The sequence below is a fragment of the Streptomyces sp. NPDC093510 genome (assembly GCF_040683555.1).
Taxonomy (GTDB): Bacteria; Actinomycetota; Actinomycetes; order Streptomycetales; family Streptomycetaceae; genus Streptomyces.
This window is the reverse complement of the sequence record NZ_JBFBEE010000011.1, coordinates 141052-153348: the sequence shown is the minus strand read 5'-3', so window position 1 is coordinate 153348 and position 12297 is coordinate 141052. Positions and strand designations below refer to the sequence as shown.

The window sequence follows — 12297 nt, the reverse complement described above, 5'->3', positions numbered from 1 at the left end:
GACATCGGCGTCTTTGTCCTTGTGCCGTGGCGAAGGGATAGCGAGTACGTACATACCCCCGCGGCCCCGCCCCACAGACGAACCCCAGGCGAGCCCGGCGAGCACACGCAGACGCCCACGGACCGCCCCACAGCCGAACCCAAGGCGCCCCCGCCCCCAGCCGAACCTATGGCGCCCCCGCCCCGGACACCCCCGCCCCCACCCCACCCGCATCCCGCAACAAAACCGAAAGGAGCCGAACCGCCCCCCGCTTGTGCAGAGGATCGTTGCCGTTGCCGCACTTGGGGGACTGGATGCACGAAGGGCAGCCCGCCTCGCACTCACAGGAAGCGATCGCTTCCCGCGTAGCCGTCAGCCACTCCCGCGCCGTGTGGAAGGCCCGCTCGGCGAACCCCGCCCCGCCCGGATGACCGTCGTACACGAAGACCGTGGGAAGGAGCGTGTCCGGGTGCAGCGGGACGGAGACGCCACCGATGTCCCATCGGTCACACGTGGCGAACAGCGGCAGCATGCCGATGGACGCGTGCTCGGCGGCGTGCAGCGCGCCGCCGAGGATCTCGGGATTGACGCGGGCGGCGTCGAGTTGGTCCTCGGTCACGGTCCACCAGACGGCCCGCGTCCGGAGCGTACGGGGAGGGAGGTCCAGCTTGGTCTCGCCGAGGACCTCTCCGGTGAGGAGACGACGACGGAGGAAGGAGACGACTTGGTTGGTGACTTCGACGGAGCCGTAGCAGAGCCGCCCGGCGCCCCAGGGGACCTCGGTGTCCGTCTCCAGGATGGAGATGGCCGTCGTGTCGCGGGCGGTCGTGGAGTAGGGCGGCGCGGCCTCTTCGACGAGGGCCACCGAGTCCTCCAGGTCGAGGTGGCGAACGAGATACGTACGGCCTTGGTGGAGGTGGACCGCGCCCTCGTGCACGGTGGTGTGCGCGGCGGACGCGTCGACCGTGCCGAGGAGCCGCCCCGTGCCCTCCTCGACGATCTGGACGGGCTTCCCGCCCTCGCCCCGGATGTCGGTGAGGTCGGCGGCCCGCTCGCGACGGGTCCAGTGCCACGCCTTGGTCCGGCGCCGGAGCAGTTTCGCGGCTTCCAGCTGTGGGAGCAGTTCCTCGGCGGCGGGCCCGAAGAGGGCCATGTCCTCGTTCACGAGGGGGAGTTCGGAGGCGGCGGCGCAGAGGTGGGGCGCGAGGACGTACGGGTTGTCGGGGTCGAGGACCGTGGACTCCACGGGCTGCTGGAACAGCGCTTCGGGGTGGTGGACGAGATACGTGTCCAGCGGGTCGTCGCGGGCGACGAGCACGGCCAGGGCCCCCTGCCCCGTCCGCCCCGCACGCCCGGCCTGCTGCCAGAGGGAGGCCCGGGTGCCGGGGTAGCCGGCGATGACGACGGCGTCGAGCCCGGAGACGTCCACGCCGAGTTCGAGCGCGGTGGTGGCGGCGAGCCCGAGGAGTTCGCCGGAGTGCAGGGCGCGCTCCAGGGCGCGGCGCTCTTCGGGGAGGTAGCCGCCGCGGTAGGCGGCGACGCGCCGGACGAGGGAGCGGTCGACCTCGGCGAGGCGTTCCTGGGCGATCACCGAGATCAGCTCGGCGCCGCGCCGGGAGCGTACGAAGGCGACGGAGCGGACGCCCTGGACGGTGAGGTCGGTGAGGAGGTCCGCGGTCTCGGCGGTGGCGGTGCGGCGCACGGGGGCGCCCTTCTCGCCGTGGAGATCGGTGAGAGGGGGTTCCCAGAGGGCGAAGACGAGGTCGCCGCGGGGTGAGGCGTCGTCGGCGACCTCGCGGACGGGCAGCCCGATGAGGCGCTCCGCGGACGCGGCGGGCTCGGCGGAGGTGGCGGAGGCGAGGAGGAAGACGGGCTCGGAGCCGTAGCGGGCGCAGAGGCGGCGCAGGCGGCGCAGGACCTGGGCGACGTGGGAGCCGAAGACGCCCCGGTAGGTGTGACATTCGTCGATGACGACGTAGCGAAGGGCGCGCAGGAAGGAGGACCAGCGGGGGTGGGAGGGGAGGATCCCGCGGTGCAGCATGTCGGGGTTGGTCAGGACGTAGTTGGCGTACTGACGTACCCATTCGCGTTCTTCGAAGGGCGTGTCGCCGTCGTACACGGCGGGGCGCACCGCGTTGCCGAGGGGGGCCGCCAGCTCGCGGACGGCCCGGCGCTGGTCGGCGGCGAGGGCCTTCGTGGGGGCCAGGTACAGGGCGGTGGCGCCGCGGCCGTTGGGCGCTTCGGAGCCGTCCAGGAGGGCGGAGAGGACGGGGGTGAGGTAGGCCAGCGACTTGCCGGACGCCGTGCCGGTGGCGACGACCACGGACTCGCCGTCCAGGGCGTGCTCGGCGGCCTGCGCCTGGTGGGCCCAGGGGTGCTCGATGCCCGCGGCTCGGACGGCGGATATGACCTCGGGCCGGATGCGGTCGGGCCAGACTGCATACCGGGCCTCGCGCGGGGGCAGGTGCTCCGTATGAGTGACGCGCGATGCACGGCTCGGCCCCGCGGTGAGCCGGTCAAGAACGGTCCGCGGGGACGTGCGTGCCGGGGCTCCCACAGCGGGTCCTCCGGGAGGAGAAAATTTGGCCATCGGCATCGAGTGTGTCACTGGCGGGATGGACAATGAGCCCAAGGCGTCGTGCACGCCTGCCTGTAAGTGATTGAATGCCATCGCGGCTGGCGATCCGTCCTGGGGGCTCTGCCGAGGTGTCCCGAGGGATGACCGCTCGATAGCAAGGTGCTGGAGGATCCGTGGACCTGTCCCTGTCGACCCGTACCGTCGGCGATCGTACGGTCGTCGAGGTCGGTGGCGAAATCGATGTGTATACCGCGCCCAAGCTGCGCGAACAGTTGGTAGAGCTGGTGAACGACGGCAGTTTTCATCTGGTCGTCGACATGGAGGGCGTGGACTTCCTCGACTCCACCGGGCTCGGCGTGCTGGTCGGCGGCCTGAAGCGGGTGCGTGCCCATGAGGGCTCGCTGCGCCTGGTCTGCAACCAGGAGCGCATTCTCAAGATCTTCCGCATCACCGGCCTGACCAAGGTGTTCCCGATTCACACCTCGGTCGAGGAAGCGGTCGCGGCCACCGACTGAGTGGTCGGCGGATGATCGGCCACCGATTGAGTGGCGGCCGAGCTTCGGCCGACCGGAAGCCGGACGTCCCGGGCCCGGGGCCCGGGACGGCAGTACAGCAGGGGACCGGGCCTGCGGCCCGGCCCCCTGACAGCACGCGCGTCGTCGAGGGGGATGCATGGCCACCGTTGAACTCCGCTTCAGCGCGCTGCCCGAACACGTCAGGACCGCCCGACTCGTGGCGGCCGCGGTGGCGCGCAAGGCCGGGGTGGACGAGGCCGTTCTCGACGAGGTCAGGCTCGCGGTCGGGGAAGCCTGCACGCGCGCCGTCGGGCTGCATCAGAGCAGCGGTGTGACGGCCCCCGTGCGGGTGGCGCTGATCGAGGACGAGAAGCAGTTCTCCATCGAGGTCGGTGACGAGGCGCCCCGTGCGGCGCCCGGTGACCGGGCGCCCGGCGCGCGCCTCGACGGCGACGACGCCGAGGGCGAGGACGAGATGGGCCTCGCGGTCATCAGCGGCCTCGTGGATGACGTAGAGGTCACGGCCGGCGAGTCCGGCGGCATCATCCGTATGCGCTGGCCCACCACGCCGGCCGCGCTGCTCCCCTGACGCCGGTCGCGGCGTCTTCCCGTCTCCCCGACGTCGCCGTCCCGCGACCCTTTCGGCCCTGTCACCGCCACGGTGAACAGGGCCTTTTCTTATTCTGATCATTTATTTCCTAGATCAACGATCTCCCGTCAACGGTTTTGAGGCATTACCGCTTTCGGGGTCAATCGTGACGCCGGATCATTTGCTGAGAAGCGATCTCAGGTCAATTCCGTTTGTGGCGCTCTGTTTTGATCAGGTTCCGCTCCCTACAATCCGTCCACATCTTGAGCTCAGCCCAAGCGTCAAGGAGGACGAATGGCGGGGCTTTCTACCCCTCATCAGTTTGACCACCCCTCAACCTTCGCAGCCGCAGTCCTGACCAACGACAATCGCCTCATCGTGATGGCCATCGCGGCCGTCGCGGTCGCGGCTCTTGTTGTCGCGGGTGTGCTCGTACGACAAGTACTCGCGGCAGGCGAGGGCACCGACAGCATGAAGAAGATCGCGAAGGCGATCCAGGTGGGCGCGAATGCCTATCTGGGACGCCAGCTGCGCACTGTCGGCGTATTCGCCGTCGTGGTGTTCTTCCTGCTCATGCTGCTGCCCGCGGACGACTGGAATCAGCGCGCCGGACGATCGATCTTCTTCTTGGTCGGAGCGGCGTTCTCGGCGACCACCGGCTATATCGGCATGTGGCTCGCCGTACGCAGCAACGTTCGTGTGGCAGCCGCCGCCCGAGAGGCCACTCCGGCAGAAGGTGAGCCCGAAAAGGATCTCACCGCCGTTTCGCACAAGGCCATGAAGATCGCTTTCCGCACGGGCGGCGTAGTCGGCATGTTCACGGTGGGGCTCGGTCTTCTGGGCGCCTCCTGTGTGGTGCTCGTCTACGCGGCCGACGCGCCGAAGGTGCTCGAAGGTTTCGGCCTCGGCGCCGCACTGATCGCGATGTTCATGCGTGTCGGCGGCGGCATCTTCACCAAGGCCGCCGACGTCGGCGCCGACCTGGTCGGCAAGGTCGAGCAGGGCATTCCGGAGGACGATCCGCGCAATGCCGCGACCATCGCCGACAACGTGGGCGACAACGTCGGCGACTGCGCCGGCATGGCCGCCGACCTCTTCGAGTCCTATGCCGTGACGCTCGTCGCCGCGCTGATCCTCGGAAAGGTGGCGTTCGGCGACTCCGGGCTCGCCTTCCCGCTGATCGTCCCGGCCATCGGTGTCGTCACGGCGATGATCGGCATCTTCGCGGTGGCGCCCCGGCGCTCCGACCGCAGCGGCATGAGCGCCATCAACCGCGGCTTCTTCATCTCCGCCGTCATCTCGCTCGTGCTCGTGGCCGTGGCCGTCTTCGTCTACCTGCCGTCCACGTACGCGGACCTGGACGGCGTCACGGACACGGCGATCAAGGGGCACGACGGCGATCCGCGGGTTCTCGCGCTCGTCGCCGTGGCCATCGGCATCGTGATGGCCGCGCTGATCCAGCAGCTCACCGGCTACTTCACCGAGACCAACCGGCGTCCCGTCCAGGACATCGGGAAAACCTCGCTCACCGGCCCGGCCACCGTCGTCCTCGCCGGCATCTCGCTCGGTCTGGAATCGGCCGTCTACACCGCGCTGCTGATCGGGCTCGGCGTGTACGGGGCGTTCCTGCTCGGCGGCACGTCGATCATGCTCGCCCTCTTCGCGGTCGCCCTCGCCGGTACGGGACTGCTGACCACGGTCGGCGTCATCGTCGCCATGGACACCTTCGGTCCCGTCTCCGACAACGCGCAGGGCATCGCCGAGATGTCCGGCGACGTCCAGGGCGCGGGCGCGCAGGTCCTCACCGACCTGGACGCCGTCGGCAACACCACCAAGGCCATCACCAAGGGCATCGCCATCGCGACCGCGGTCCTCGCGGCCTCGGCGCTCTTCGGCTCCTACCGCGACGCCATCGCGGAAGCGGCCAAGGACGTCGGCGAGAAACTCGGCGACGGCGCTCCGATGAACCTCGTGATGGACATCTCACAGCCCAACAACCTGGTGGGCCTGATTCTCGGCGCCGCGGTCGTCTTCCTCTTCTCGGGGCTCGCGATCAACGCGGTGTCGCGGTCGGCGGGAGCCGTGGTCTACGAGGTGCGGCGGCAGTTCCGCGAGCACCCCGGGATCATGGACTACACGGAGGAGCCCGAGTACGGGCGCGTCGTCGACATCTGCACCAAGGACGCGCTGCGCGAGCTGGCCACACCGGGCCTGCTCGCCGTGCTCACGCCGATCGCGGTCGGCTTCTCGCTCGGCGTCGGCGCGCTCGGCTCGTTCCTCGCGGGCGCGATCGGCACGGGCACGCTGATGGCGGTCTTCCTCGCCAACTCCGGCGGTGCCTGGGACAACGCGAAGAAGCTCGTCGAGGACGGCCATCACGGCGGCAAGGGCAGCGAGGCCCACGCCGCGGTCGTCATCGGCGACACCGTGGGTGACCCGTTCAAGGACACGGCCGGCCCGGCGATCAACCCTCTGCTGAAGGTGATGAACCTGGTGGCGCTGCTCATCGCGCCCGCGGTCGTCAAGTTCAGCTACGGGGACGACGCCAGTGTCGGGATGCGGGTGCTGATCGCGGGGCTCTCCATCGCGGTCATCATCGGCGCGGTCTACGTCTCCAAGCGGCGCGGTATCGCCGTCGGGGACGAGGGCAACTCCGGACGGGTGGCCAAGCCGGCCGACCCGGCCGTGGTCTCGTAGCCCTCTGTGCAACACGCGGGCGGACGGTGCTTTTTGATGCACCGTCCGCCCGTCGGCATGTACAGGAGAGCCGTGAGGCTTCTCTCGCGCCCCGTACTGTTCCCCCGCTTGGTGCAAATGGCTGCAATAGCGCTGGTACCGGGCCCCCGGCATGCGGATGTCGCCCAGTTGGCGTGTAAGTTCCGGGGCCGAGAGCCACGGAAGGGACCAATCCGGTGAACAAGAAGCTTGCAGCCGCACTGTCCGGCGGTGCGGTACTGGTACTCGCTTTGTCAGGGTGCAGCAGCGACGACGGCAACAAGGAACTCGACGACTGGGCCAAGAAGGTCTGCGACTCCGTGCAGCCCCAGTCCAAGAAGATCGCGGACGCCAACGCCGCCATCCAGAAGGAGACCTCCGACAACAGCTCGCCGGCCGACGTCCAGAAGACCGACTCCAAGGCGTTCAAGGACATGTCCGACGCCTACAAGTCGATGGGTGACGCCGTGAAGAAGGCGGGTGCGCCGCCGGTCGACGACGGCAAGAAGAAGACGGACGACGCCGTCAAGGAGCTCAACGCCATCTCCAAGTCGTACGGAGACCTGAAGAAGCAGGTCGACGGCCTGGACACCAAGAACCAGGCGGACTTCGCGGACGGCCTCAAGGACGTCGCGGGAGAGCTGGACAAGCTGAGCAAGAGCGGCAACGAGGCGCTGGAGAAGCTCCAGGAGGGTGACGTCGGCAAGGCGATGGGCAAGCAGGACAGCTGCAAGAGCGCGTCCGCCACGCCCTCCGCGAAGAGCTGATCCCTTCCGGCCGTACGTTCCCGATGCCCTCGGCGCCCTGGCGGCGCCGAGGGCATCGGCGCACCCGGCGGGCCACAATGGGGGAGTGAGTAACGCCAGCCGTAACGCCAGCCTTCCCCTGCCCGTGTCCGACCGCACCGATGTGGCCGCCGCTCTGCGGGACGCGCTGCTCGCCGTCGACTTCACCGCCGACGGGCTGCTCGAGCTGCTCGGCGCCCCCGCCTATGCGGCGCTCGCCCGCAGCGAGACCGTTCCGGCGCTGCGGGCCACGCGCGGGGACGGTGCTCTCGCGGCGCTCGTACGCCTCTTTCTGCTGCAGGAACCGGTGCCCCACGCGCGCGTGGCGGGCGTTCTGCCCGTCGACGTACTCCTGGAGAGCGATTGGCTGACCGAGCGGGACGGTGAGCTGTGGGCGACGGTGGACGTGCGGCCGTACGGCGGACCGAGCGGTGAGGACTGGTTCATCGTCTCCGACCTGGGCTGCGCGGTCGGCGGGGCCGGCGGCATCGGCAGCCACGAGGAGGGCGTCGTCCTCGGGGTCGGCGGCGCGTCCACCACACTGGCCGGCATCACGGTCCGTACGCCCGTCGCGAGCGCCCTCGACCTCGGCACCGGCTCCGGCATCCAGGCGCTGCACGCCGCCCAGCACGCCACGCGCGTGACGGCCACCGACCTGAACCCCAGGGCGCTGGAGTTCACCCGCCTCACGCTGGCGCTCTCCGGGGCGCAGGAGGCGGACCTGCGCGAGGGCTCGCTCTTCGAACCGGTGGGGGACGAGACGTACGACCTGATCGTGTCCAATCCGCCCTTCGTGATCTCGCCGGGGGCGCGGCTCACCTACCGCGACGGCGGGATGGGCGGGGACGATCTGTGCCGGTCGCTCGTTCAGGAGGCGGGGGAGCGGTTGAACGAAGGGGGGTACGCGCACTTCCTGGCCAACTGGCAGCACTTGGCGGGCGAGGAATGGCAGGACCGGCTGCGCTCCTGGGTGCCGCGCGGCTGCGACGCCTGGATCGTGCAGCGCGAGGTGCAGGACATCACCCAGTACGCCGAGCTGTGGCTGCGGGACGCGGGGGACCACCGCACGGACCCCGGGCAGTACGCGGCGCGGTACGACGCGTGGCTGGACGAGTTCGAGGCGCGGGAGACGCGCGCCATCGGATTCGGCTGGATCACGCTCCGGAAGTCCGGTGCCGATGAGCCGTCCATCACTATCGAGGAGTGGCCGCACCCCGTCGAGCAGCCGCTCGGCGACACGGTGCGGGAGTTCTTCGAGCGGCAGGACTACCTGCGCACGCACGACGACGCCGCGCTGCTCGCCGGGCATTTCAAGCTCGCCGACGAGGTCGTCCAGGAGCAGGTCGGGCTGCCGGGCGCCGAGGACCCCGAGCACGTCGTGCTGCGCCAGAACCGCGGGATGCGGCGGGCCACCAAGGTGGACACGGTGGGCGCCGGGTTCGCGGGCGTCTGCGACGGCTCGCTCAGCGCCGGGCGGATTCTGGACGCCATCGCGCAACTGGTCGGGGAGGACCCGGTGTTGCTGCGGGACCGGACGCCGGCGCAGATCAGGCTCCTCGTGGAGCAGGGCTTCCTGCTGCCGGTCGGGGCGTAGCGGGCCTGCGCATCGTCGGCGAGAGGAGGGGCAGAACCGGCCAACATCCCGCCGGTACGGCGCATTTCGGATGAGGTGCGCCAGCGGTCCGCTCGCCGTTCACCCCGATTTCGTCCGCCCGATTCCCGTGCGTGCAAGCCTCCCGACAGGGGAACTCGGCACGGGGAGGCACGACCATGGAGAGCGGACCAGCGATCTTCGCAGGAACGGTGTTCGCACTGTTCGGCGCCGGGCTTCTGCTGTGGACCGGCGCGCGTGTCGCGCACCGCGCCCCCGTCGCCCAGGGTGTGAACCCCGTCGCATCGGCGACGTTCGCCATGCTCGCGGGATCGGGTGCGCTGCTGCTCGGGATGTGGTGCTTCACGCGGCTGTGACGTGGTGTCGGCGATGCGACGGACCCTCTCCTTCCCGTTGCCGTCCGGGCTCCGGCCGAGCCGGGTGCCGAAACAGCGGTGGCTGCTCCGGGCGGCAGGAATGGCGGTAGTCGGGTTACCGTTCGAGTGGCCGTTGCGGGCTTTTCCCGTTTGACACGGGGGCGGGATGTACCGTCACACTCCGCAGCGACAGCGCAACGCAAGCCATGCGGGCACTGCCACCGCACTGCCACGAGCCCCGCCACCGTGCGGGGTGACCGAGCAGTGCGGCCGAGCAATGCCGCCGCGCACTGCCACCGAGCGCCGACCGGAGAGAAGAGCGAAGTTGTCCCCGACCAGCGAGACCGCACAGGGCGGCCGCCGACTCGTCATCGTCGAGTCGCCTGCCAAGGCGAAGACGATCAAGAGCTACCTCGGCCCCGGCTACGTAGTCGAGGCCAGCGTCGGGCACATCCGCGACCTCCCCAACGGCGCCGCGGAGGTGCCCGAGAAGTACACCGGCGAGGTGCGCCGCCTCGGCGTGGACGTCGAGCATGACTTCGCGCCCATCTATGTCGTCAACGCCGACAAGAAGGCGCAGGTCAAGAAGCTCAAGGACCTGCTGAAGGACTCCGACGAACTCTTCCTCGCCACCGATGAGGACCGCGAGGGCGAAGCCATCGCGTGGCACCTCCTCGAGGTCCTGAAGCCCAAGGTCCCCGTCCACCGCATGGTCTTCCACGAGATCACCAAGGACGCGATCCGCAGCGCCGTCGCCAACCCGCGCGAGCTCAACAAGCGCATGGTCGACGCCCAGGAGACCCGCCGCATCCTCGACCGCCTCTACGGCTACGAGGTCTCGCCGGTCCTCTGGAAGAAGGTCATGCCGCGCCTGTCGGCCGGCCGCGTCCAGTCCGTCGCCACCCGCCTCGTCGTCGAGCGGGAGCGCGAGCGCATCGCCTTCCGCTCCGCCGAGTACTGGGACCTGACCGGCACCTTCGGCACCGGCCGCGCCGGTGACGCCTCCGACCCGGCGCAGCTCGTCGCGCGCCTCACCACGGTCGACGGGAAGCGCATCGCGCAGGGCCGCGACTTCAACTCCGTCGGACAGCTCAAATCCGACACCCTGCACCTGGACGAGGCGAACGCCCGAGCGCTGGCCGCCGCCCTCCAGGACACGGACTTCTCCGTACGATCCGTCGAGTCGAAGCCGTACCGCCGCTCGCCGTACGCGCCCTTCCGTACGACGACGATGCAGCAGGAGGCCTCGCGCAAGCTGGGCTTCGGCGCCAAGGCGACCATGCAGGTGGCCCAGAAGCTGTACGAGAACGGCTTCATCACCTACATGCGTACGGACTCCACGACGCTGTCCGACACGGCGGTCGCGGCCGCCCGCGCCCAGGTCACGCAGCTCTACGGCAGCGACTACCTGCCGGACAAGCCGCGTACGTACGCCGGGAAGGTCAAGAACGCGCAGGAGGCGCACGAGGCGATCCGCCCCTCGGGTGATCGTTTCCGCACGCCCGCCGAGACCGGCCTGACCGGCGACCAGTTCCGGCTCTACGAGCTGATCTGGAAGCGGACCGTCGCCTCTCAGATGAAGGACGCGACCGGAAACTCGGTCACGGTCAAGATCGGCGGCCGCGCCTCCGACGGCCGCGACGCCGAGTTCAGCGCGTCCGGCAAGACCATCACCTTCCACGGCTTCCTCAAGGCCTACGTAGAGGGCGCCGACGACCCGAACGCCGAGCTGGACGACCGCGAGCGCAGGCTCCCGCAGGTCAACGAGGGCGACCCGCTCACCGCCGACGAGCTCTCGGTCGACGGCCACGCCACCAAGCCCCCGGCCCGCTACACCGAGGCCAGCCTCGTCAAGGAGCTCGAAGAGCGCGAGATCGGCCGCCCGTCGACGTACGCGTCGATCCTCGGCACGATCCTCGACCGCGGGTATGTCTTCAAGAAGGGGACGGCCCTGGTGCCCTCCTTCCTGAGCTTCGCCGTCGTCAACCTCCTGGAGAAGCACTTCGGGCGGCTCGTCGACTACGACTTCACCGCCAGGATGGAGGACGACCTCGACCGCATCGCCCGCGGCGAGGCGCAGGCCGTGCCGTGGCTGCGGCGCTTCTACTTCGGCGAGGGTGAGCCCTCCGGAGGCGCGGCCGACGCGGGCAACGGCGACGGCGACCACCTCGGCGGCCTCAAGGAACTCGTCACCGACCTCGGCGCCATCGACGCCCGTGAGGTGTCGTCCTTCCCCGTCGGCGACGGCATCATGCTGCGAGTGGGCCGCTACGGCCCCTACATCGAGCGTGGCGAGCGCGACTCCGAGAACCACCAGCGCGCGGACGTCCCCGACGACCTGGCGCCCGACGAGCTGACCGTCGAGTACGCGGAGGAGCTGCTCGCCAAGCCGAGCGGCGACTTCGAGCTGGGCGCCGACCCGGTCTCCGGCAACCAGATCGTCGCCAAGGACGGCCGCTACGGCCCGTACGTGACGGAGATCCTCCCCGAGGGCACCCCGAAGACTGGCAAGAACGCGGTCAAGCCGCGTACGGCCTCCCTCTTCAAGTCCATGTCGCTCGACACGGTCACCCTGGAGGACGCCCTCAAGCTGATGTCCCTGCCGCGCGTGGTCGGTGCCGATGCCGAGGGCGTCGAGATCACCGCGCAGAACGGCCGGTACGGCCCGTATCTGAAGAAGGGCACCGACTCGCGGTCCATCGAGACCGAGGAGCAGCTCTTCACCATCACGCTGGAAGAGGCCCTGGAGATCTACTCCAAGCCGAAGCAGCGTGGCCGCGCCGCCGCGAAGCCGCCGCTCAAGGAGCTCGGCGAGGACCCGGTCAGCGGACAGCCGGTCGTCGTCAAGGACGGCCGCTTCGGGGCGTACGTCACGGACGGCGAGACGAACGCGACGCTGCGGGCGGCGGACTCCGTGGAGGACATCACTCCGGAGCGGGGCTACGAACTGCTCGCGGAGAAGCGGGCGAAGGGCCCTGCCAAGAAGACGGCGAAGAAGGCCGCCAAGAAGGCACCCGCGAAGAAGGCGCCGGCCAAGAAGACGGCCGCCAAGAAGACCGCGGCCAAGAAGACCACCGCCGCGAAGACCACGGCCAAGAAGACGACCGCCAAGAAGACGGCCGCTTCCAGCAAGGCAGCCGCTTCGGAGGACTGACCTCCGACACCTCC

The 12297-nt window shown here is 69.7% G+C and carries 8 protein-coding genes; 7 read left to right on the top strand and 1 reads right to left on the bottom strand.

Translation table 11 applies throughout. From position 1 onward, the window contains the following. Positions 1-166: 166 nt before the first annotated feature. Complete coding sequence (locus tag AB0N81_RS19320; RefSeq protein ID WP_365359762.1) at positions 167-2650, bottom strand: DEAD/DEAH box helicase; 2484 nt, start codon at positions 2648-2650, stop codon at positions 167-169. An 80-nt stretch (positions 2651-2730) separates the two neighbouring features. On the opposite strand from AB0N81_RS19320, the gene bldG reads away from it, so the two are divergent. From bldG to topA, 7 genes are all read left to right on the top strand, one after another. Beyond that, a complete protein-coding gene (gene bldG / locus AB0N81_RS19315; protein ID WP_003975386.1) occupies positions 2731-3072 on the top strand; it encodes an anti-sigma factor antagonist BldG in 342 nt (113 codons plus the stop codon). A 157-nt stretch (positions 3073-3229) separates the two neighbouring features. Beyond that, entirely contained in the window at positions 3230-3661 is a 432-nt protein-coding gene (locus AB0N81_RS19310) for an ATP-binding protein (protein WP_365359760.1), read from the top strand. Between the two features lie 294 nt (positions 3662-3955). After that, entirely contained in the window at positions 3956-6358 is a 2403-nt protein-coding gene (locus AB0N81_RS19305) for a sodium-translocating pyrophosphatase (RefSeq protein ID WP_365359758.1), read from the top strand. 215 nt (positions 6359-6573) lie between these two features. After that, positions 6574-7143, top strand: coding sequence for a small secreted protein (locus tag AB0N81_RS19300; protein ID WP_365359757.1), 570 nt, complete (start codon positions 6574-6576; stop codon positions 7141-7143). 85 nt (positions 7144-7228) lie between these two features. Next, positions 7229-8755 (top strand): class I SAM-dependent methyltransferase, encoded by a 1527-nt coding sequence (locus AB0N81_RS19295; protein ID WP_365359755.1) that lies wholly within the window; start codon positions 7229-7231, stop codon positions 8753-8755. Positions 8756-8931: 176 nt separating this feature from the next. Then, entirely contained in the window at positions 8932-9129 is a 198-nt protein-coding gene (locus tag AB0N81_RS19290) for a hypothetical protein (protein ID WP_365359753.1), read from the top strand. 325 nt (positions 9130-9454) lie between these two features. Next, positions 9455-12283 (top strand): type I DNA topoisomerase, encoded by a 2829-nt coding sequence (topA, locus tag AB0N81_RS19285; protein WP_365359751.1) that lies wholly within the window; start codon positions 9455-9457, stop codon positions 12281-12283. Positions 12284-12297: the final 14 nt, after the last annotated feature.